The 21211-nt window shown below is 54.9% G+C and carries 19 protein-coding genes; 7 read left to right on the top strand and 12 right to left on the bottom strand.

The genetic code is table 11. The features are described from left to right. Positions 1-54 precede the first annotated feature (54 nt). The 3 genes from glnE (at position 55) to B9Q17_RS12795 (ending at position 4703) form a co-directional block, all read left to right on the top strand. Entirely contained in the window at positions 55-2880 is a 2826-nt protein-coding gene (gene glnE / locus B9Q17_RS12805; protein ID WP_094625507.1) for a bifunctional [glutamate--ammonia ligase]-adenylyl-L-tyrosine phosphorylase/[glutamate--ammonia-ligase] adenylyltransferase, read from the top strand. 80 nt (positions 2881-2960) lie between these two features. Continuing rightward, positions 2961-3884: a branched-chain amino acid transaminase gene (locus B9Q17_RS12800; RefSeq protein WP_094625506.1), complete on the top strand. Its 924-nt coding sequence runs from the start codon at positions 2961-2963 to the stop codon at positions 3882-3884. Positions 3885-3959: 75 nt separating this feature from the next. After that, positions 3960-4703, top strand: coding sequence for a 3-deoxy-D-manno-octulosonic acid kinase (locus B9Q17_RS12795; RefSeq protein WP_244177389.1), 744 nt, complete (start codon positions 3960-3962; stop codon positions 4701-4703). Here the strand turns inward: B9Q17_RS12795 and B9Q17_RS12790 are convergent. The 9 genes from B9Q17_RS12790 to B9Q17_RS12750 are packed head-to-tail and all read right to left on the bottom strand — an operon-like array spanning position 4693 to position 13674. Continuing rightward, positions 4693-5799: a glycosyltransferase family 4 protein gene (locus tag B9Q17_RS12790; RefSeq protein WP_094625505.1), complete on the bottom strand. Its 1107-nt coding sequence runs from the start codon at positions 5797-5799 to the stop codon at positions 4693-4695. The genes B9Q17_RS12795 and B9Q17_RS12790 overlap by 11 nt on opposite strands. Next, on the bottom strand, positions 5796-7043 hold the full coding sequence (locus B9Q17_RS12785; protein ID WP_094625504.1) for an O-antigen ligase family protein: 1248 nt from the start codon (positions 7041-7043) through the stop codon (positions 5796-5798). Before B9Q17_RS12785 ends, B9Q17_RS12790 begins: the two co-directional genes overlap by 4 nt. Next, positions 7040-8047 (bottom strand): WavE lipopolysaccharide synthesis family protein, encoded by a 1008-nt coding sequence (locus B9Q17_RS12780; RefSeq protein WP_232901511.1) that lies wholly within the window; start codon positions 8045-8047, stop codon positions 7040-7042. The genes B9Q17_RS12785 and B9Q17_RS12780 overlap by 4 nt, the downstream gene beginning before the upstream one ends. Before the next feature lie 20 nt (positions 8048-8067). Further along, the gene (locus B9Q17_RS12775; protein WP_094625502.1) at positions 8068-9144 is read right to left on the bottom strand and encodes a hypothetical protein; all 1077 of its coding nucleotides are present in this window, start codon (positions 9142-9144) and stop codon (positions 8068-8070) included. Continuing rightward, positions 9145-10008: an aminoglycoside phosphotransferase family protein gene (locus B9Q17_RS12770; protein WP_094625501.1), complete on the bottom strand. Its 864-nt coding sequence runs from the start codon at positions 10006-10008 to the stop codon at positions 9145-9147. A 40-nt stretch (positions 10009-10048) separates the two neighbouring features. Continuing rightward, the gene (gene gmhB, locus B9Q17_RS12765; RefSeq protein ID WP_094625500.1) at positions 10049-10603 is read right to left on the bottom strand and encodes a D-glycero-beta-D-manno-heptose 1,7-bisphosphate 7-phosphatase; all 555 of its coding nucleotides are present in this window, start codon (positions 10601-10603) and stop codon (positions 10049-10051) included. Then, on the bottom strand, positions 10600-11643 hold the full coding sequence (locus tag B9Q17_RS12760) for a glycosyltransferase family 9 protein (RefSeq protein ID WP_094625499.1): 1044 nt from the start codon (positions 11641-11643) through the stop codon (positions 10600-10602). Before B9Q17_RS12760 ends, gmhB begins: the two co-directional genes overlap by 4 nt. Before the next feature lies 1 nt (position 11644). Continuing rightward, on the bottom strand, positions 11645-13093 hold the full coding sequence (hldE, locus tag B9Q17_RS12755; RefSeq protein ID WP_413771526.1) for a bifunctional D-glycero-beta-D-manno-heptose-7-phosphate kinase/D-glycero-beta-D-manno-heptose 1-phosphate adenylyltransferase HldE: 1449 nt from the start codon (positions 13091-13093) through the stop codon (positions 11645-11647). Then, complete coding sequence (locus B9Q17_RS12750; protein WP_022989915.1) at positions 13090-13674, bottom strand: D-sedoheptulose-7-phosphate isomerase; 585 nt, start codon at positions 13672-13674, stop codon at positions 13090-13092. The genes hldE and B9Q17_RS12750 overlap by 4 nt, the downstream gene beginning before the upstream one ends. Positions 13675-13938: 264 nt before the next feature. Here B9Q17_RS12750 and rfaD point away from each other — a divergent pair, with 264 nt between their 5' ends. From rfaD to B9Q17_RS12735, 3 genes are read left to right on the top strand one after another with little or no spacing between them, the layout of a single operon-like run. After that, the gene (gene rfaD, locus B9Q17_RS12745) at positions 13939-14880 is read left to right on the top strand and encodes an ADP-glyceromanno-heptose 6-epimerase (protein WP_022989914.1); all 942 of its coding nucleotides are present in this window, start codon (positions 13939-13941) and stop codon (positions 14878-14880) included. Next, entirely contained in the window at positions 14877-15884 is a 1008-nt protein-coding gene (gene waaF / locus B9Q17_RS12740) for a lipopolysaccharide heptosyltransferase II (RefSeq protein WP_022989913.1), read from the top strand. Before rfaD ends, waaF begins: the two co-directional genes overlap by 4 nt. Further along, positions 15881-16630, top strand: a complete 750-nt coding sequence (locus tag B9Q17_RS12735; RefSeq protein WP_022989912.1) for a glycosyltransferase family 2 protein — start codon at positions 15881-15883, stop codon at positions 16628-16630. Before waaF ends, B9Q17_RS12735 begins: the two co-directional genes overlap by 4 nt. On the opposite strand, the gene B9Q17_RS12730 is transcribed toward B9Q17_RS12735, so the two are convergent. Then, positions 16614-17708, bottom strand: coding sequence for a glycosyltransferase family 4 protein (locus tag B9Q17_RS12730; RefSeq protein WP_036219916.1), 1095 nt, complete (start codon positions 17706-17708; stop codon positions 16614-16616). The genes B9Q17_RS12735 and B9Q17_RS12730 overlap by 17 nt on opposite strands. A 70-nt stretch (positions 17709-17778) precedes the next feature. Between B9Q17_RS12730 and B9Q17_RS12725 the strand changes: the two genes are divergently transcribed. Further along, positions 17779-18813 (top strand): glycosyltransferase family 4 protein, encoded by a 1035-nt coding sequence (locus tag B9Q17_RS12725; protein WP_036219914.1) that lies wholly within the window; start codon positions 17779-17781, stop codon positions 18811-18813. 7 nt (positions 18814-18820) lie between these two features. Here B9Q17_RS12725 and B9Q17_RS12720 read toward each other — a convergent pair whose 3' ends face one another. Beyond that, a complete protein-coding gene (locus tag B9Q17_RS12720) occupies positions 18821-19729 on the bottom strand; it encodes a lysophospholipid acyltransferase family protein (protein WP_022989908.1) in 909 nt (302 codons plus the stop codon). Continuing rightward, on the bottom strand, positions 19726-21144 hold the full coding sequence (locus B9Q17_RS12715; protein ID WP_094625535.1) for a mannose-1-phosphate guanylyltransferase/mannose-6-phosphate isomerase: 1419 nt from the start codon (positions 21142-21144) through the stop codon (positions 19726-19728). Before B9Q17_RS12715 ends, B9Q17_RS12720 begins: the two co-directional genes overlap by 4 nt. Positions 21145-21211 lie beyond the last annotated feature (67 nt).

Genomic DNA, 21211 nt, shown 5'->3' with positions numbered 1-21211 from the left:
GGCAAGTTCGTTATACAGTACCGGAAATATATCAGAGAGACAGGGGTTTGCGTTATGTCTGAGCCTATGGGGTCGTTACCAGCGGAGCTGTCACAGGCGGATGTTGCCGAGGCCTGCGCCCGCAGTGTGTTTCTGGCCCAGACGCTGGAACGTTATCCGGAGCAGGTTCAGGCTGCCGTTAAGGCTCGCCCGCTGACCGAGCCGACTACAGAAGCGTGGCTGAAACAGCGCTGGGGCGATTTCCTGGCTACCGTTGATGCCGAACCGACGCTGCATGCCGCCCTTCGCCAGTACCGCCGGGAAGTCCAGTTCCGCATTATCTGGCGCGACCTGATGAACTGGGCAGACCTGAACGAAACCATGCTGGCCACCAGCGCCTTTGCTGATGTGGCCATTGATGGCGCTCTCAGCTGGCTTTATGAAAAGGTCTGTGAGGAGTTCGGTACCCCCATGGGTTGCGACCCGGTGACCGGTGCCCATGTGCCCCAGAAAATGGTGGTGCTGGGTATGGGCAAGCTGGGCGGGCGGGAGCTGAACGTTTCCTCGGATATCGACCTGATCTTTGCCTTTCCCTCCAAGGGGGAAACCGAAGGTGGCCGCCGGGCCCTGGATAACCAGCAGTTCTTCATCCGCCTTGGCCAGCGCCTGATACAGGCGCTGGACCAGATTACGGCGGATGGTTTTGTGTTCCGGGTGGACATGCGCCTGCGGCCCTACGGCCAGAGCGGTGCCCTGGCGCTGAGTTTCGCAGCACTGGAAACCTACTACCAGGACCAGGGTCGGGACTGGGAGCGCTACGCCATGGTCAAGGCCCGGGTGGTGGCCGGCGACCAGCGGGCAGGGCAGGTATTGATGGAAAGCCTGAGGCCCTTTGTTTATCGAAAATACATTGATTTCAGCGCCTTCGAATCCCTGCGCACCATGAAAGACATGATCAGCCGGGAAGTTCGCCGCAAGGGGTTGGAGAACAACATCAAGCTGGGCAGCGGCGGTATCCGCGAGATCGAGTTTGTGGTCCAGGCGTTTCAGCTGATCCGTGGCGGGCGTGACCGGGAGCTGCAACAGCGGGAATTGCTGAACATCCTCAAGGAACTGGAAGAGCTGGAACTGCTGCCGTCTTCTGTTGTGAAGGAATTGCGCGAGGCCTATGTGTTCCTGCGCAACCTGGAGCACGCCCTGCAGGGGATGGAAGACAAGCAGACCCAGGTTCTGCCGGACGACGAACTTTCCCAGACCCGGGTTGCCCGCATTATGGAGTTTGATGACTGGGCCGCCTTCCAGCAGGCGCTGGATGAGCATCGCAATCGCGTTGCCCGGCACTTCGCCAACATCATCGCGACCGAGGACGAGGAAGGCGATTCCGAAAACGGCGTTGATGACGGCTGTTACGAGCTCTGGCTGGCAGAAATGGAAGAGCCCGCCGCTATAGAGTGGCTGGAGGAAAAGGGCTTCGAAAACCCGGAAGACAGTTACAAGCGCCTGGCGAGCCTGCGGGACAGCCGAACCGTGCAGACCCTGCAAACCCAGGGCCGCAAACGCCTGAACCAGTTCATGCCGTTATTGCTGAACGCGTTGATGGATGTTGAGAATGCGTCGGAAACCCTCGACCGGGTATTGCAGCTGGTAGAGGCCATTTTGCGTCGCACCGCCTACATGGTGCTGCTGGTGGAAAACCCCGGCGCGCTTACGCAGCTGGTGCGCCTGTGTAGCGACAGCCCCTGGATTGCCCGCCTGCTGGCTGAAACGCCGCTGCTGCTGGACGAACTGCTGAATGCCGAGAGCCTGTACAGCCCGCCTGCCAAGGAAGAACTGCAGGATGACCTGCGCCAGCAGATGCTACGCATTCCCTACGAAGACCTGGAAGAACAGATGGAGGCGTTGCGTTACTTCAAGAAGGCCCATGTGCTGCGAGTAGCCGCGTCTGAGCTCAAGGGCACCTTGCCCCTGATGAAGGTGAGTGATTACCTGACCTGGATTGCCGAGGTGGTGCTGGACCATGTGGTGGATGTGGCCTTCTCCAACCTGGTCAGCCGCCACGGTTATCCGCGGCGGGCAGATGGTTCGGCGTGTGACACAGACTTCGCCATCATCGGCTACGGCAAGCTCGGCGGTATCGAACTCGGTTACACCTCGGACCTCGACTTGGTGTTTGTACACCAGGCCGATCCGCAACTGGCCACCGATGGTGACAAGCCCATCGACAACGCGGTGTTCTACACCCGCCTGGGCCAGCGCATTGTGCACATTCTCAGCACTCAGACGCCCTCCGGCCAGCTTTATGAAGTGGATATGCGCCTGCGGCCGTCCGGTAACTCCGGCCTGCTGGTCAGCACCTTGCAGGCGTTTGAGAAATATCAGCAGAACGATGCCTGGACCTGGGAGCATCAGGCCCTGGCCCGGGCCCGTGGCGTTGCCGGCTGCCCGGATACCCTTCAAGCCTTCGAGGGTATCCGTCACCAGATTCTGTGTACGCCAAGGGAGAAAGCTGCCCTGCGCCAGCAGGTGGTGGAGATGCGGGAGAAAATGCGCAGTAGCCTCGGCACGCCGGAAATCCGGCGGGACGAAGTGTTTCACATCAAACACGATGCCGGCGGTATTGTGGATATCGAATTCATGATGCAGTACCTGATGCTCGCCTGGAGTGCCGAGCACCCGGAGCTGACCCAGTGGAGCGACAATATTCGCCAGATGGAAGAGCTGGGCCGTGCCGGTGTATTGCCGGTGGAGGACACAGAGAAGTTGCGGGAGGTATACATTACCTTGCGTTCGACCATTCACCGCCGGGCGCTGCAAAACCTGAATAGCCAGGTGGAGGGCAGCGCATTTCAGGAAGAGCGTGACTACATCCAAAGTATGTGGAAAAAAGTCATGCTTGAGTAGCAAGCTAAATTTATTTCTGTCCGGCTTTCCTGCTAGAATGCTGGATCCCCGAAAACTGCTTATTCAGGAGCACTGTAGAAATGTCGATGGCTGATCGCGATGGCCTTATCTGGCTGGATGGTGAAATGGTTCCCTGGCGGGAAGCCAAAACCCATGTACTCACTCACACCCTGCATTACGGCCTTGGCTGCTTTGAAGGCGTGCGTGCGTACAACACCGCGAACGGCCCGGCAATTTTCCGGCTGAAAGAACACACCGACCGGTTGTTCAACTCCGCCCACATCCTGAACATGAAAATGCCGTTCAGCAAAGACGTGATCAACGAAGCCCAGCGTGCTGCGGTTCGTGAGAACAACCTGGACGAAGCCTACCTGCGCCCCATGGTATTCCTGGGCTCCGAAGGCATGGGCCTGCGCGCCGACAACCTGCAGGTGCACGTAATGGTTGCCGCCTGGAGCTGGCCGTCTTACATGTCGCCAGAAGCTAAGGAGCTGGGCATCAAGGTGCGCACCTCCTCTTACACCCGCCACCACGTGAACATCACCATGTGCAAGGCGAAGGCCAACGGCAACTACATCAACTCCATGCTGGCCCTGAACGAAGCCATTTCCGGCGGCGCTGAAGAAGCCCTGCTGCTGGACAACGAAGGTTACGTTGCAGAAGGCTCCGGTGAGAACATCTTCATCGTGCGCAACGGTGAGCTGCACACCCCGGAACTGACCTCCTGCCTGGCCGGCATCACCCGCGCCACCATCATCGATTTCGCCAAGGACCTTGGCCTGGTGGTGAAAGAACGCCGCATCACCCGCGACGAAGTGTACATCGCTGAAGAAGCCTTCTTCACCGGCACCGCCGCTGAAGTTCTGCCGATCCGTGAACTGGACGGCCGCCAGATTGGTGAGGGCAAGCGTGGGCCGATTACCGAGAAGCTGCAGGGTATGTACTTTGATGCGGTGAAGGGGAAGCTTGCTGCGCATCAGGAGTGGCTGACGGCAGTTCGCTAACCCGGAAATCGTGTTCGATCAGTGTAGAAGCCGCCCCAAGTTTCCCGTGGGGCGGCTTTTTTATTAGAGTTGTTGGTGAATGGCCTTGTGAGAGGTTCGGTGGTGGGCTCAGATACGGAAGTACACATAAGTCGCGATGGCATCAACGCACTGGTGGTGCCTGAGTGGGCAGAGCAGTTCGACCCTGATTGGTTTGACCCTGATTATTGGGGTGAGCGCGCGGTACCGGTTTCTTCGGGGGGGCGTGGGAGCGCCTGGTTTATTGAGCGCAGCCCGGAACATTGGGTGCTTCGCCATTACCGTCGGGGAGGATTGGTCGGAAAGCTGATACGTGATCGGTACCTATACGCAGGCGAGGTGCGCGTGCGCGCGTTCGTTGAATTCCGACTGTTAGTCCAGCTCCGTGTTTTGGGGCTGCCTGTTCCTAAGCCCGTGGCTGTTGTGTACCAGCGCAAGGGGGTACTTTACTCCTCGGCCATTATCATCGAACGCTTGCAAGGTGTTCGCCCATTAGGGGATGTTGCTCTGTCCCTGGACGCAACCCGTTGGCGCGAAATTGGGCAAGTGATTCGTCAATTCCATGATGCGGGTGTGTATCACGCGGATTTGAACTGTTTCAACATCCTGGTCGGAGAGACTTCAACCCACCTGATAGACTTTGATAAAGGTGAGCTGCGCTCCCGAACCCCTTATCGGACTTCCTGGAAAGGTAATACGTTAGATCGGTTGAAGCGTTCCCTGAATAAGGCTTATGGCGAAGAGCTGGAGCGTGAATGGCAGTTTTTCCTTGAGGGGTACAACGCCTCCACTAACGTTTGATGAGAGAGCTCAATAGATCCGCCATAGCCTGTTTTTGGTTTACCATTGAATACTGTTGGGCAAGACTTGCCGCCGCCTGACTAGCTCGCTTTCCTGCGTCAGGGTCTGTCAGCATGTTCTGCGCGGCTTTACCCCACTCCTCCAGGTTGTAGCCACTGATTACCTCTGGCACTGAGTGATCCTGCATCAACTCAGCGACGCCGACGTTGTCACTTGCGATTGTAGGCACTCCACAGGCCAGCCCCTCCAGAACTACACGGCCATATTCTTCCAGTAAGGCGGGGAATATGTGCAAATCCAAGGCATGAAACAGTTCGTGGACGTTTGGTACCGGGTCGATAAATCGAATCCGGGACTGCAGGCCGTTTACTGATATCTGGTCGGCAAAACGAGTACTGTTGGATTTCCCCACGACAAGGAATTCAATCGGAAAGGATGTGTTTGCTGCAAGAAATCCGGCGACCTCCAGAAAGAAACGAACGTTTCGTTTGGTAAAGTCTCCGGAGGTGATCAGTCCAACAACCTTGGATGTTTCAGGGAGCTGCAGTTCTCGGCGAGCTTTACACCGGAGTGCTTCTTTGTCAGACACGTTGAACAGACTGGTGTCAACGCCCTGATAGAAAACTCGTAGTTTGTCGTTGGGCACTGAATATCGCTGCTGGAAATCATCGGCCATAAGCTTGGAGTTGGTGATGAGCGCCCGATAATCTCCTGCCGAGATGACGGAGTCATGGAATGCTGCAACATCAAGTTCAGGTGTGCCGCATGTTTCTTCATGCAATCTGACACAGTTGTGCATCACCAGGATGTCATTGCTGTGGCTGTCACCATGACTGAAAAAGAGGTCGTAGGGGTTTGCTCTCAGCCAGTGTTGTACACGCTTATCAAACCAGGTTCGGCGATAGGCCCCTTTGATTGGCCATCGCATGATGCGAACAAAATCCGCTCCACACTCATCCAGGATTTCTCGGTTATACCGTTCAGCTATGATCGTAGTTTCATAGCCCAGGGCCTTGAGGTACTTGCAGTGCTCGATAACGTTCCGAACCGCACCCGTGTGTCTTTGGATTTGCCTGATAGCGATGACGGCTCTCAATGTAGACTCTTCCTGTTAGTGTTACAGATGAACCAGGCTGCGACAGAATAATATAATCCAAAGTTCTGAAGAATTCTCCTCTGATCAAACAGAGTGATGGTAAGTCCAAACAAGATGAACGATAGAAAAATCACAGCCAGCGTAACACGCAGAATATGGTGGTTCAGATGGCTGCCAGGGCGAGGTGTGGCCAAGTAGAACAAGGGAAGGGTCAGCATCAAAAGTAGAAGAAACAGACCTATCAGGCCGTGAGAGGCAAGCTGATACAGGTATTGATTGTGTGGCTCGGAAGAGAAATCTGACATGAGTGGTTTTAGTTGCCCTTCGGAAATCCGGGTCAGGATTTCCGTTCGGTATCCCGAGAAACCTGAGCCAATAAAAGGGGCCTCGGTGACAACGTTCAGCGCGGCATCCCACATGAGTAGGCGCATTCCCATGGAGGTATACATCTGACCTTCTGAGAACTTATCAATCTCATTCAGGGTTAACTCGTATCGTTCGGATATTGGGTCAACAAATTTGACTGAGACGATGGCAACCGAAGCGACGAGAGCGAGTGTAATGACAAAGTAACGGATTTGGTTTCGGGTAACACTGAACCAGAATCCAATGGCGAGAAGTGCCAGAAACAAAGCAACCAGGCCGCCCCGGGATCCGGACTCCATAAAGGCTATCAGTGCGCCAACACTTCCCATCGCGGCTATCACATACCAGTGACGCTTGCTCTGGGTGAGTAATCCTCCAACGCAGAGTATCAAGGTAATAAGGGCGATATTGCCAAAATGGATGGCATGAACCAGTCCGTCTAACCTGCCCTCGCCGTCGTGCACAATCCAATACGCCAGAAACACCAGACCGCTCAGCGAAAAACTCAGTAACAGATCCTTTGCCCGGAACCGCGCGTGAAACAGGAGTGCGATGACAGGAATGCTGATCAAGAGCAGGGCGTGTCGCTCCACACGGGATTTTGCGAAATCGCTGGGATCAACGAGCCAGTAAATAATGATTGACCACATAAAGAAGAGAAAAGGTGCGGCAACGAATAGCAGGGCCTTTGGTTCAAAGCAAAGTCTCCTGCGAACGTTGGCGCTGATCGCAAATGAGACGATTCCGGCGAGCCCCAAAAGATACCAAAGGGCACTGCCGTACCCATCAACGATGACGCTGAGTGCAGGGAAGGTGCCAATGACGATAAGCAGTAAATATTTGAGGGCGGATGCCAGGCCATGTTGTGCTGGGGTCATTTGATGCCGCCTGACTCACTGCTGCGTCTGTTTTTGTAGAGCTTGACGATGGTCTCCAGCTTGACAGGATGCACATGGACCAAGCGTTTCAGAAACAGGTTTGCCTTCACTGAAGCCGGTGCTTTAGGGAAATCCGGGTCGCAGTAACGGCGATAAATCTCTTGCCACTCCCAGTGTTGCCACTGGGCGCATTGCCCTTTGGTACGAGAGATTCGGGCGGTTCCGAGAAACTTCTGGCAAAGCCCCAAGCCGAGGTCGGCAGGGGAGGCTATTACCAGGTTGTTGGCGAAACAAAGATCAGACTGCTCCAGCCGGCTGGCTGATCGATCCAGTAACTCGTTGACATGTATTGAAGTGTCAAATTTCTGTAGGGCCTTTATCCAGAACATCTGAGTGCAATCGGGCGGATAACTTTTGTACAGGGCACCTTCATTATCGTGAATAGGGTCTTGGGCATCCTCAAAAAGATCGAGATCCCAAAGGGTTCGCAGATCTTCGGTTAAGCCAAAATAGAAAAAGTCAGAGAGATGGAAGGGTACCCGGAATCCTTTAGCGTACTGTCTGGTGAATACGTTTGAGACGACAACTCTCTCTTTCAGAAAGCAATGCGTTGAGGTTCTTTTGGGGTATTCACGTTGCAGAGCTACGAAGTTGTTTCCCGTCAGATAGTTGTCACTACGTAATTTGACCGCGTATTTCGTGGTGACCTCTCTCAAGCCCTCACGTGTTGATACTATCTGCCTGTTATTGTTGAAGCGATGTGGCGCGCCGTCCCTTCCAAAAAACCTGACATTAGACCCGGGATCTTCGGATATGACGAGCCGATCGTAATCGAGCCCAGCGAGTTCCTGGCCGGGCCATGTTGAGAGAATCAGCGTGCTACCAGGAAGGTGCTGCCGAACTGACTCCAGGCATTTCTGGGTAATGCCTGATTCTTGTTCGCGGTCCTGAAAGCTCTGCACGGGGCCTTGGACAACCACGCTAATGTCAGAAAAGTCGCTCATTCTCATGCTCGTACCAGGTTTCATATGCCAATATCAAAGCCAATAGACTCTTCAAGCATTTCTTTGAGGTCGTCGCTGTTGCGTTTGATATTTATTGCGTCACAGCTTTTGAACGGGTTTGTTCTTGCGTAATCATTGATTACGATTCTCCGGCCATGCACCAAGCCAAAAATAATATCATCGTAAGGAATATTTAGACGCTTAAGTTGCTTGATGGTTGCTTCTCGAAAGCTTTCCTTCCGCGATGTAGTGATAATTATCTGAACCTTTCCAGATTTGTGTAGTTTGTTCAGGACCTGAATATTCTTTGTTATGCCATTTGTTTCGCCCCAGTACGGTGAGTTGTACTGGGCCGAGTTCTCTACCAGGGTTCCATCAAGGTCTACGAAAAGCGTAGAGTATTGAGCCTTATATTGATTCCATTCGCGAATCGTTCCCCAGTCACAATAATCTTCACTATGCAGGGCGTTGAACGTATGGCCGTCCAGGAGCATCTGATAGATAATGTTAGATATGTAAAGGTCGGGAGAGTCGCTGCTCAGTTTTTCATAAGTGTCCATAAAGGTTTGGGCTGACTCAAAAACGTAGCCTCCCACACAGAATGTTGAGCTAACGATCTTTTTCTCAACAATATTTTGGACAAAGCCATACTCATCAATGTCTATATAGCTTTTGTTTCGTGCGTTAACGGTTTCTAGCTCGTGGAGATCCAGACAACAGACGTGGTTTCCCTCCCTCATGGGAGCAGAGAACTGGTTGTCAGAGTCTTTAATGAATATTGGACCGGTGATGCCCGCAGTCTTGAGTCCTTGATAAACCGTCTCGGGCTGGTTTCGTGTGCGTTCTTCCAGCATGATAAAACGAAGTTTGTCTCTGTGGCCAATTTCATCAAACTGAGTTTCAATCGCGATTCTTACGGAATGTTTGTCTTCATGCTCCTGTAAGCAGATCAAGTTGATACTTTCAAATTTATCCAGGTCCAGCTTCTTGATCGCTTCAACAATCATCATGTGGCCCCTGGGGTGAGTAAGGAGCCATTTTGGTTTCATGTCTGGGAACCGTGATGAGCTTCCAGCAACTGGCAGAATAAGGTGCATTTAGTCCTCCAGAGTCTTCAGGGATGTTTGAATGAAATTTAAAGTGGTTGTGTCGTTGGCGTACGGCAAAATTCTTAGAACGTTGACAGATTGGAGTATGTTGTACTCTTTCCCGGAGATTCCGAGAGCTGAAAGCTTACTTTTTGTAAATATATCCAATTGCCGGAGGCCTTGGCAGACTCGAAGATGAGAGAATGGCTTTTTGGACTTGGTGAGAGACCAGTGAAGGTGTGTATCCTGTCGAAGCTTGACTAGGTCCATGATTGGGGAGTCGATGTAGCTGTCCAGGAAATCGAATAGGCCGATGCAATTACCATTGGCAGAAAAAACGATGTTGGACAGGGTAAAATCGCCGTGACACCAACCATTCGGAATATTAATTTCTTTTTTTGTTAATCGGTCACGCAATTTATTCCCGAAGAGCTGGTCGATCTCTTGTTTGTGAGGCTCCCCTGAAACGTTGCGAGAGATTTCATCCAGCTTTAACAAAGCCGACGTATTAACTGTTTGGTATTCGGTTCGCAGGTTGTGATCGATGAAGCCTTCGATTGCTTTGATACTTTGCATTAACGCAGGCACGGAACAAACGCCAAGGAAGTCGATGAAGTTCAGGTAGGGTAGAAATTCCATTCGTGCGGAATAGAGGCCGGGATTATCCGCTTCATCATAGAGTTCTGGGACTATTATGGCAGGGTTCGTGAGTGCGTGTCGGAAGTTGTCTTGTTTGCGAATTTGTGCCTGGAGACGCGGAATATACGACGGGAGTGCGCATTCTTTTTCAACCATGATTCGCTGGTCATGAGTAAGCAGCCTTACGGTGCATCCCGAATTGCCAGAAATCTCAATTGAAGGCTGATGTGGCATTCCCGTTCCTTACCTTTCTATTTGGTCTTGTGTAATCACACTAGACCGATGATCTATCGTGGATAATCTGGCCAATATGCGTTAGCAGAGATAGTGATGCCTCGTTGTTCGGCAACGTCACAAGGAGGCTGCCAGTCAACACCCTTACCTTTGTGCCGATACCGGCTCGTTCCGCTGCTGCAACGTCACTTGGTTTATCCCCGACCATAATGCACTCCGCCGGGTCCAAATCAAACTCCTCAATCCCCCTCAATATCATCCCCGGCTTAGGCTTCCTGCAATCACAGTCTCGTTCATCAGCAGGCCCAAAGTCCGGATGGTGGGGGCAATGATAAACCTTGGTGATGGTCACACCCTGTTCCTTGAATCGTTCTACCATCCAGTCTGTTAGCTCCTGGAATTGAGCTTCTGAGTACATGCCTCGGGCAATGCCGGACTGGTTGGTGACGACAATCAGCAGATAACCCTGTTCCTGGAAGTGCCGGCAGGCCTCGAATATACCATCGACAAACTCGAAATCTTCTTTGCGATAAACATAGCCGTGATCCACGTTGATCACGCCATCCCGGTCCAGAAATACGGCTTTGTTGGTCATAGGTTCTGTTCCTGAATATAGCGGTCCAACATGTCGATAACGTGTTCCGTCGTGATGTTCTCCATCAGTTCTTTGCCCTTGAGCCTCTGGCCCCAGCGGCTTTGTTCCGGCGTTTCCCCTCGCACCTGTTTCAGGGCGGGGGTGTAGGCGTCTACCACGTAGTTTTGCCAAAGGTAGGGACCGGTACGTTTCGGGTTGCTGTGAGCATACAGGCCAATAACGGGCGTGCCGGCGGCAACGGCCATGTGGGCCGGGCCGGTGTCTGGTGCGAGCACAAGGCTGGCCTCGCCAATCAGGGCGAACAATTGCTTCAGGCTCGACTGGCCAACCAGGTTATGCAGGGAGTGTTTGGCCTGGCCCTGAATGTTGGCCGCCAATTGCTTTTCATGATCGGCCGGCCCGCCACACAGATACACGGAAAAACCCTGACTGGCGGCATGGTCAGCCACGGCCGCGTATCGCTCGGGCAGCCAGTTGCGCTCGGCGTTGGAGGCGGCGGGGGTGATAATAAGGTGTTTGCGGGTGCCCGGGTCGAGCTGGGCTTTGGCCCAGTCCCGCTCTTCCGCATTAACCGGAATGTTCCAGTCGGGTGCTTCGAGGGGGATGCCCAGCGTTTTCTGGAACTGCCGGAAATTGTCCAGCACGTGGACCTTGTCCGTTGGCTCGATCCGCTCGTTGATAAACAGGCTGTGCAGCTCTTTGCTCTTGGCTTTGTCGTAGCCGATTCGTCGTTTGGCGGATATGCACAAACTGGCGAGGTTCGCTCGCAGCGCAACTTGCATTAGCAGAAGGGCGTCAAATCGTTTGCCCTGGAGCTGGCGCCGAAGGTTGCGGAATGCGGCCAGGCCCTGTTTCTTGTCAAACACAACAAAGTTGACGCCGTCCATGCCTGTCATCAGCGCGGCTTCAGCCTTGCCGATCACCCAGGTGATCTCAGCTTCCGGGTAATGCTGCCGGATAGCATGAACCACTGCAGCGGCGTTGCAGGTGTCACCAATGGCCGACAGGCGCAGCAGGCAGATGGAGCGTGGCGCAGACAAATCAGCCTCGAACTTTCTTGATCAGCCCGGTGGTGGAACGGCCTTCAACTGTGGGCAGGATGGCAACCTCACCGCCGTTTTGCTGAACAAAGTCGGCGCCGACGATGGTGTCGATTGAGTAATCGCCGCCTTTGGCGAGCACCTGCGGATTCACCCGTTTGATGAGTTGCTCCGGGGTGTCGTTCTCCTCAGTGTTGTCGCCGAAGGGGATGACCCAGTCCACACAGGCCAAGGCGGATAGCACTTCCATCCGGTCTTCCAGTGAGTTTACCGGGCGTTCTTCGCCCTTCAGGCGACGCACGGAGGCATCGGAGTTCAGCCCGACAACTAGTCGGTCACCGAGCGCCCGGGCCTGGGCCAGGTAGCGCACATGGCCGGCGTGCAGAATGTCGAAGCAACCGTTGGTAAAGACAATCCGTTCGCCCTGTTGTCGGGCGTAATCAATGTGCAGCAGGCTCTGCTCGACACTGGGGTGGTAGCCGCTGGTTTTGGCCGACCACTGGTGGCTTGCGCGGGCTGCCAGCTCTTCCGGGGAAACGGTGGCGGCGCCTAGTTTGGCGACCACAATGCCAGCCGCAAGGTTGGACAGCCAGGCCGCGTCTTTCAATTCGAACCCGGCGCTCAGCAAGGTGCCCAGAGTGGCGATCACGGTGTCACCGGCACCGGTGACGTCACTCACTTCCAGGACTTCCGCCGGGAAATGGTGATGTTCAGTCTGGGTTATCAGGCTCATGCCTTGTTCGCTACGGGTCAGCAGCATGGTATCGATACCCGCTTCGGCCAGCATGGCGCGGGCAGAACTCAGCATCGCTTCATCGGATGAGGCTTCCCCACCGGCCGCCTTGAATTCGGTCAGGTTCGGGGTGATGACTGTGGCGCCCCGGTACAGGGAGAAATCCTTGCTTTTCGGGTCCACCAGCACTTGCTTGCCGGCCTTTCGTGCAGTCTGGATCAAGTCGCCAACACAGGCGAGGGTGCCTTTGGCGTAGTCGCTGATGATGACGGTATTGTATTGCTCAACCAGCTCGCCGTAACGTTTTTTGACGCTCTCGGCTTGGGCGACGGGGAAGGTATCTTCCATGTCGAGCCGAACCATCTGTTGATGGCGGGAGATAATACGGGTTTTGGATATGGTGCGTGCGTCGTCCAGTTCCAGAAGCTCGGAATGGACCTTTTCCTTGACCAGAAGATCCTTCAGCAAACGACCGTCTGTGTCGTTGCCGATGATGCCCAGAATGGCGGCCTGGCCGTCAAGGTGGGCAATGTTTCTGGCAACGTTGGCGGCACCGCCGGCCCGGTCTTCTGTGTGGGCGACACGTACCACCGGCACCGGTGCTTCCGGTGAAATGCGGTTGGTGTCACCGATGAAATAGCGATCGAGCATGACATCGCCAATCACCAGCACAGAGGCGTTCTGAAGTTGGTTCAGCCGGGCCAGGTCAAGCATCAGTCAAGGCCTCCGGACAGCACCACCTCATCCATTGCTTCACACAGCCAGTGGCCAATGAACATGTGGGCCTCCTGGATGCGGGCGGTTTCGTCACTGTTGATGATGATGGACAATTTGGCGATGTCTTTTACCTTGCCGCCGTCTCTGCCAGTGAGGGCAACGGTTCCGGCGCCAAGTTCGTTGGCGGCTTTCAGGGCCCGGTTGATGTTCTCGCTCTGGCCGGAGGTGGTCAGGCCGATCACCAGATCCTCAGGCTTGCCCAGCCCCAGCACTTGCCGCTCGAACACGGTTTCAAACTCGTAGTCATTGGGGTGCGCGGTCAGAATCGAGGTGTCTGTAGTCAGCGCGATGGACGCTAACGGGCCGCGCTCTTTCTTGTAGCGAACCATAAACTCGGCCGCCAAGTGCTGAGAGTCTGCTGCACTGCCGCCGTTACCCATAAAGATGACCTTGCCGCCGCTTTTCAGGCACTGCCGGGTAAGCTCGAGCAGTTGTTCCGCCACTTCTTGATACTCTTCCAGAATGGCAAAGGTTTTGCGGTGCCGTTCCAGAGTGGCGAGGTAGCTGCTTGGCTGGGACATGGGAGCCTCCGGTGTTAGCTTTCATCTGGGCGCGCCGGTGTTTCACGGCACCGGCTAGAAGGCGCAAAGTGTACCATGGTGGCTTAAGGCGTCCCATATGCTTTTTTCCGTACTAAACGGCTGTTAATGCAGTGTTCACAGTGTTCTTCGCCACTGATGTGAATGGTTTTGGCGGTTTTAGCTATGGGTAAAAGAGGTTAAGATGGCAGCCATATTCCGGGCCGTTGTCAGGCCCGCCCGCACGGAATTTTCAGGAGCCTTACCATGATTGTCGTCACTGGCGGTGCCGGTTTCATCGGAGCGAACATTGTCCACGCACTTAATCAGCGGGGCGAGACAGACATTCTCGTTGTTGACGATCTGACCGACGGCACCTATTTCCGTAATCTGGCGGAACTGGATATCACCGATTACATGGACAAAGGCGAGTTCCTGGAGCGGGTTAAGGCGAATGACCTGCCGGTGGGCATCCGGGCGATCTTCCACGAAGGGGCGTGTTCAGACACCACCGAGTGGGACGGCAAGTTCATGATGGAGAACAACTACACCTACTCCAAGGTGTTGCTGCATTGGTGCCTGGACCACAAAGTGCCTTTTCTCTACGCCTCCAGTGCGGCGGTCTACGGCGCCAGCGATGAGTTCCGGGAAGCGCGCGAGTGCGAACGGCCACTGAACGTCTATGGCTATTCCAAGTGGCAGTTTGACCAGTACGTGCGCACGATTCTGCCGTCTGCCCGTAGCCAGATTGTCGGCTTCCGTTACTTCAACGTCTACGGCCCCAGAGAGCAGCACAAGGGCAAGATGGCGTCCGTGGCCTATCACCTGCACGAACAGATCAAAGCTGGCCAGAATCCCAAGCTGTTCCAAGGTTGGGATGGCTATTCTGACGGTGGGCAACAGCGTGACTTTGTATATGTAGACGACGTGTGCAAGGTGAACCTGTGGTTCTATGATAATCCGGACCAGTCCGGCATTTTCAACCTGGGCACCGGCCGTGCCCAGTCGTTCCTGGAGGTGGCGGAGGCAGTCATTCAGTACCACGGTAAGGGCAAGGTGGAGTTCATCCCTTTCCCGGATGAGCTGAAAGGCCGCTATCAGAGCTTCACCCAGGCGGATGTCAGTGCGTTGCGTGATGCGGGCTATACCGATTCGTTCACTGACGTTGCCAATGGTGTAGCGGCCTACCTGGCTTGGCTGGATCGATGAAATATCTGGTGGTTGGCCCGTCTTGGGTGGGTGACATGGTTATGGCTCAGGCGCTGTTCATGTCCCTCAAGCATCAGGACCCGCAAGCAGAAATCGACGTGTTGGCCCCCGGGTGGTCGCTTCCGATCATCGCTCGGATGCCAGAGGTAAACAAAGGTATTGCGGCACCCTGGAAAAGTGGTGAGCTGGCCCTGAAGGCCCAGTGGCGATTGGCCCGAACGCTGAAAGGGTACGATAAAGCGATTGTCCTGCCGCGTTCGTTCAAGTCCGCTTTGATTCCTTTCTTTGCAGGCATTCCCGAGCGGGTTGGCTTCAGCGGGGAAGGGCGTTCGATTCTGCTGACCGATGCCCGGCGCAGACACCCAACCCGAGACGGCTCTACCATCACCGACAAAACCGTGTGGCGTTACATGGGGCTTGGGGCCAGCAAGGCGGATTACGAGAACTATCAGTTTGATGTGCCACAACCGTCACTGACGATCGACAAGGCGAACCTGAAAGACGTGATGGGCAAACTGGGCCTGGACCCGGAATGTCCCGTCATTGCGATCTGCCCCGGTGCGGAGTTCGGCCCGGCAAAGCAGTGGCCCCTTGAAAACCACCGGGCGCTCGCTGAAAAACTGGTGCAGCAGGGCTTTCAGGTCTGGATTATGGGTGGTCCGAAAGATGTTGAGTCGGGTGACGAGATTGCCAATGGTCAGGAAAGCGTGTTCAACCTTTGCGGTAAAACCCGCCTGGAAGATACCGTGGACCTGTTCAGTCATTGCCGCAAAGTGGTCAGTCACGATTCCGGTTTGATGCATGTGGCTGCGGCCTCGGGTGCTGAAGTGGTTGCCATCTACGGTTCCACCAGCCCCGATTTCACTCCGCCGCTGACGGATAAGGCGACGATTGTCCGGCATCCGGTGGAGTGCAGCCCCTGCTTTGAGCGCACCTGCCGTTTCGGCCATTACAACTGTCTGACGGGCATTTCGGTGCAGCGGGTTCTGGAGGCGTGCCAGTGAAACTCAGCGCGGTACTGATCACCAAAAATGCCGGGCCTGAATTCGCCAAGTGCCTGGAGAGCCTGGCGTTCGCCGATGAGGTTGTGATTCTGGATTCCGGTTCGACGGACGATACGCTGGCCATCGCGGAGCAGTTTGGCGCGCGCATTTTCCGGTCTGACGACTGGCCAGGCTTTGGTCCGCAGCGCCAGAGAGCTCAGGGCCACGTGCAGGGTGAGTGGTTGTTCTGGATCGATACCGACGAAGTGGTCACCCCGGAACTGGCCTCATCCATTCAGCGCGCCATCGAACAGGCTCCGGCGAAGAAGGTGTTTCAGGTAAAGCGGTTGTCGTGGTTTTTTGGCCGTTTCATCCGGCACTCTGGCTGGTATCCCGATAAAGTAGTCCGGTTGTACCGCCGTGAAGAATACGGGTATGACGACGCTCTGGTGCATGAAAAGGTTCACTGCCCCGATGCCAGCGCAGAAACGCTTGACGGGGATTTGCTGCACTATACCGCCACTAATTTCCCGGACTACATGGCGAAATCCGTTCGATATGCGGAGGATTGGGCTGAGGGCCGGGCCCGTCGTGGCAAGAAAGCCTCACTGTTCTCTGCCTGTAGCCACAGCCTTGGAGCGTTTGTCCGGAAGTATCTGCTTCAAAGAGGGTTTTTGGACGGCCGGCATGGGTTTTTGCTGGCCGTCACCACCGCCATTTATGCCTTCAACAAATACGCAGCGCTCTGGATTAAAACTCGCCGCTGACGGTTTCGTTCAGCACCTTCAAAAGGGCTTCAGACGACTGCTGTACATGAAAGTGCGAGGCGATCCTTTTTTGGGCGCTTTCGCCCATATTGGCGCATAGATCTGGGGATTCATGCAGCCGCTGAATGCCGGCAGCAATTTCTTCAGCGCTACCGGGCGTTACGCGTATGCCGGAAACGCCATCTTCAATGAGCTCCGCACTCCCTCCGGTATCACTGACGATTGGTGCAACACCATAGGCCATAGCTTCAATTACCGTTTTAGGAAGCCCCTCTCGTTTGGTTGACGCCAGCACGGATACCTGACAGGACGCAATGATGGCCGGCGCGTCTTTTCTGAATCCAGTCAGGTGAATCCTGTCGGCCATCGGGCTGGCCTGGATTAGCGCCTGAACCTCTGGATTGTCCATTCCCCGTCCCACGAGAAGTAAGTGGATGTTGCTGTCCCGGGGTAACATGTGTGTGGCTTTCAGCAGAATTGGCAGTCCTTTTCTGGGGCGGATGTTTGCCACCGACCCAATCACAAAGGCGCCATCCGGTACTCCAAATTGTTTGAGGTCTACCGGCGTATCCTGGTACCAGTCGAGATCGTGGCCTTTATAGACCGTGCACACTTTGTTTTTGTTGCCCCAGACGTGCTTTTGAAGGTCATCGCGGGTTGCTTTGGAAACACAGATAATCCGATCCACTCTCGGGCTGAGATGGGTGAGGTAGCCGCTTGGGTCCCAGCGGCTGATATTGCCGGTTTGGCCTCGATAGGTCATAACTTTGACTGGCAGGCCGATGGCCGCAAGGTTGGTGTTGGCGATGGCTTTGTTGTTAAAACAGTAAACGGCGTCGAACTCGCCTTCTTTCAGAAGCTGGCGGATTCTGCGAATGGCTTCAGGTTCAATTTTCTTTCTCGGATGGAAACCGTGTACCTTGATTCCGTTGGTTTCAAAGCGAGAGCGATACTCTGCATCGGGTTGTGTCATCAGCTCAACTTCGACACCGAGCTTTGCGAGCCCGATAAGCATTTCGGCTTCCGGACGAACCGAATTCCAGGTGTCTACATAGGAGCTGATTACGAGTAGCTTCACGGTGTTATGTCCTTTTTAAGGTCGATCTCTTACACTGCCGCCATTAAAACATCGACTGGGCCGAGTTGGTATGCACATTTGCCATGTAAATCTGGCCGGGGGCTTCTCCGGTGGCGAACGACAGACGGTTAACCTGATCCGGGAGCTCGCTGGTCAGAATATTTGTCAAACGCTGATAGCGCGGCCGGGAAGTCGTCTTTTCAGTGAGCTGAAGGGCACCCCTAATCTCGGGGTTCGGGAATGCTCCCACTTTGTTCTCGGGCATAGTGGAGGTGGCTGGGACCTGGTTCATTGTCACGATGGCAAGGCGGTATACTGGGGCTGGATTGAATCCGTCGTTCGCGGAACGCCTTATATTATTACAAGGCGCGTTGACAACCCTATTGGCAGTGGTCGGCTGACTACCAGTGCCTATAGTCGGGCGCAAACAGTGGTGTGCCTGAGCTCCGCTATCCGGCGCATTGTCAGCCAGCGCTTGGAATCTGCCAATACCGTTGTCATCCCATCAAGTTTTTCCGCATTTCCTGCAGAGCCTCGGCGTGTGAGAGCAATACGAAGCCAATATCCTGGCAAGCGGCTCGTGGGGCAGGTTGGTCGATTGCTGAAGCACAAGGGATATCAGGTCACGATTAACGCTGCACGAAAGTTGCTGGACTCCGCCCCGGACCTGCATTTTGTGTTTCTGGGTGAGGGCCCTGATGAAGATTGGCTCAAAGAGCTCGCGGAGGCCTTGCCGAACATCAGCTTTCTGGGTCATCGGGACGATGTTGGGGACTGGTTGGCTGCGCTGGACGTTTTTGTGTTCCCGTCGCTCTCAGAGGGGCTGGGTTCCACCATCCTGGAAGCCATGCAACATCGGGTGCCTGTGATCGGCGCGAGCGCCGGAGGCATACCGGATCTGATCAAGGATCGCGAAAATGGGCTTTTAGTACCTGCCGGCGACTCTGAAGCTTTGGCCTCTGCCATTCAGGAATTGCTTGAAGAGCCAGCTCTGGCGGAAGGCTTGGCGACCAAGGCACTTGAGGGCCTGAAAAACTTCAGCCCTGAAGCTATCGGTCGTCGCTACTGTGAGCTCTATCGCAAAGTTCTGGCCGAGCGCAACTGATAGCTGGTTACTGACAAATCTGTCCGGGCTTATAAGGATTCGGATTCCCCGGTGGCCGGTGCCGCATACGTTTGTACTCCCACTGGTACTGCTCAGGGGCCATTCGTACCACCTTTTCCACGGATTGATTCAAGGCGGTGGCGCCGGCCACTGCATCATCGGCACCAATGCCAGGCTCCGCCGGAGTGACCAGAATCTTGAAGCCTTCGCCGTTGGGCAGGCGTTGGGCGTAGGTAACCAGCACGTTGGCTCCGGTTTTCTGAACCAGTTTCCCTACCAGTGTCATGGTCATCACCTCCATGCCGAAAAAGGGCGCGTAGGCGTTGGTTTTGCCACGGGGTGACTGGTCCGGGAGAATGCCGGCTACACCGCCTTCCTTCAAAATGCCCATCAGTCGCATCAGCCCTCTACGGTCGCCGCGCACCAGTTCGGAACCAAGGCGTCCTCTCACCCGAATCATATAATCCTCGAATTCCTTGATGTGCGGAGGGCTATAGAGCGCTGCCATTTTGTAGCGGGAGGAGAAAAACAGGCCGGTCAGCTCCCAGTTGCCCAGGTGCGGCGCGAGCAAGATTAAGCCTTTGCCCGTCGCCAGGGCTTCGTCAACCAGTTCCAGACCCTCGGTTTCCTTGATCAACCCAAGGCACTTCTCTACGGGCCATTCCCACATCAGGGGAATTTCCAAAGCTGTCATGCCTGTGTGAGCCAGAGAAGCCCGGGATAGTTCCTGGCGTTCCTTTTTCGTAAGTTCGGGCAGACAGATTTCCAGATTGATGTCGGTAATCTTCCGTGGCCTGCCGCCTAGTTTCCACGCCAGGAGCCCAGCCCAGTTGCCGATGAATTGAGCGGTTCCCAGCGGTAGAAGACTGACAAAACGTAACAGGCCAGCGATCAGGTAATACTTAAGTTTGCTCATGCTTTGCCGTACCGATCCTTAAATCTCACAATATCGTCTTCACCCAAATAAGATCCGGATTGTACTTCGATCAGTTCCAGATCGATCACACCGGGGTTTTCCAGGCAATGGATCTGGCCGACCGGAATGTAGGTGGATTGGTTTTCCGTGACCAGATAGGAATCGTCGCCGTTGGTGACTTTGGCCGTGCCGCTGACCACAATCCAGTGTTCTGCCCGGTGGTGGTGCATCTGGACAGATAGCTTGGCGCCGGGCTTCACGGTGATGCGTTTCACCTGGTAGCGGTGGCCGTTATCGATAGAATCATATACACCCCAGGGCCGGTAAACTTCCCGGTGGTTCATGTGTTCGTGCCGGCCATCGTTTTTGATGGCTTCCACGATTTTCTTCACATCCTGAACCTGGTCTTTGTGGGCAACCAGTAGGGCGTCTTTGGTTTCGATGATCACCAGGTCTTTCACGCCCACGGTCGCCACCAGGCGGTTGTCTGCCCGCACCAGAGTGCTTTCAGTGCTGTGGGCGATCACGTCGCCGGAGAAACAGTTGCCATTGGCGTCTTTCTCACTCACTTCCCACAGGGCAGACCAGGAGCCGATATCACTCCAGCCTGCATCCAGAGAGACCACGGCGGCGTTGTCGGTTTTTTCCATTACGGCGTAGTCGATGGAGTCTTCCGGGCATTCGGCGAATACACTCTCGTTCACACGGGTGAAGTGCAGGTCTTCACTGGCATCATCCAGCGCAGCCTGGCAGATGGCGAGGATATCCGGGCGGTGTTTTTGCAGTTCCTGAAGGTAGGTGCGGGCGCCGAAAAGGAACATGCCGCTGTTCCAGAGGTAATCACCGGATGCGAGGTATTTTTCCGCAGCTGTCTGGTCGGGCTTCTCTACAAACCGGCTGACGCTGAAACTGTCGTCGGCCAGTATTGGGCCTTGCTGAATGTAGCCGTAAGCGGTTTCCGCATGACCGGGTACTATGCCGAAAGTCACCAGCTTGTTCTGCTGAGCCAGGGGCACGGCCTTCTGGATGCAGCTCTGGAACGCGGCGATGTCCCTGATCAGGTGGTCTGCGGCCAGGACCAGCATCAGCGGGTTCTGGTTTTCATCGATGCTTTTAACCACTTTCAGTGCTGCCAGAGCGATGGCCGGTGCCGTGTTGCGCCCACAGGGCTCCAGGATAATTCGGGCATCTTTGTAGCCCGCCTGGCGCATTTGCTCAGCCGCCAGAAATCGGTGCTCTTCGTTGCAGATCAGGAGTGGGTCGGCCGACTCCATGCCGTCCAGCCGGGCTACGGTCAACTGCAACATGGATAGATGTTGGTCCGTCAGTTTCAGGAACTGCTTGGGGTTCAGTTGCCTGGATAACGGCCAAAGGCGCGAGCCCGTCCCTCCGGCCATAATGACGGGGTAAATCATGTGTTTGCTCCACGCGTAGCTTTCGGTCAGCATTAGCCTTTTCTGATGGCCAAATATTATCATAGGT

The sequence above is a fragment of the Marinobacter vinifirmus genome (assembly GCF_002258215.1).
In the GTDB taxonomy this organism is placed as follows: domain Bacteria; phylum Pseudomonadota; class Gammaproteobacteria; order Pseudomonadales; family Oleiphilaceae; genus Marinobacter; species Marinobacter vinifirmus.
This window is presented reverse-complemented; position numbering and strand designations above follow the sequence as displayed.

Excerpts from the sequence above, each read along its gene's own strand:
- glnE (WP_094625507.1), top strand. The coding sequence starts at position 55 with ATGTCTGAGCCTATGGGGTCGTTACCAGCGGAGCTGTCACAGGCGGAT.
- B9Q17_RS12800 (WP_094625506.1), top strand. The coding sequence starts at position 2,961 with ATGTCGATGGCTGATCGCGATGGCCTTATCTGGCTGGATGGTGAAATG.
- B9Q17_RS12785 (WP_094625504.1), bottom strand. The coding sequence starts at position 7,043 with ATGACCCCAGCACAACATGGCCTGGCATCCGCCCTCAAATATTTACTG.
- B9Q17_RS12780 (WP_232901511.1), bottom strand. The coding sequence starts at position 8,047 with ATGAGCGACTTTTCTGACATTAGCGTGGTTGTCCAAGGCCCCGTGCAG.
- B9Q17_RS12775 (WP_094625502.1), bottom strand. The coding sequence starts at position 9,144 with ATGCACCTTATTCTGCCAGTTGCTGGAAGCTCATCACGGTTCCCAGAC.
- B9Q17_RS12770 (WP_094625501.1), bottom strand. The coding sequence starts at position 10,008 with ATGCCACATCAGCCTTCAATTGAGATTTCTGGCAATTCGGGATGCACC.
- gmhB (WP_094625500.1), bottom strand. The coding sequence starts at position 10,603 with ATGACCAACAAAGCCGTATTTCTGGACCGGGATGGCGTGATCAACGTG.
- B9Q17_RS12750 (WP_022989915.1), bottom strand. The coding sequence starts at position 13,674 with ATGTCCCAGCCAAGCAGCTACCTCGCCACTCTGGAACGGCACCGCAAA.
- rfaD (WP_022989914.1), top strand. The coding sequence starts at position 13,939 with ATGATTGTCGTCACTGGCGGTGCCGGTTTCATCGGAGCGAACATTGTC.
- waaF (WP_022989913.1), top strand. The coding sequence starts at position 14,877 with ATGAAATATCTGGTGGTTGGCCCGTCTTGGGTGGGTGACATGGTTATG.
- B9Q17_RS12725 (WP_036219914.1), top strand. The coding sequence starts at position 17,779 with ATGCACATTTGCCATGTAAATCTGGCCGGGGGCTTCTCCGGTGGCGAA.
- B9Q17_RS12720 (WP_022989908.1), bottom strand. The coding sequence starts at position 19,729 with ATGAGCAAACTTAAGTATTACCTGATCGCTGGCCTGTTACGTTTTGTC.
- B9Q17_RS12715 (WP_094625535.1), bottom strand. The coding sequence starts at position 21,144 with ATGATTTACCCCGTCATTATGGCCGGAGGGACGGGCTCGCGCCTTTGG.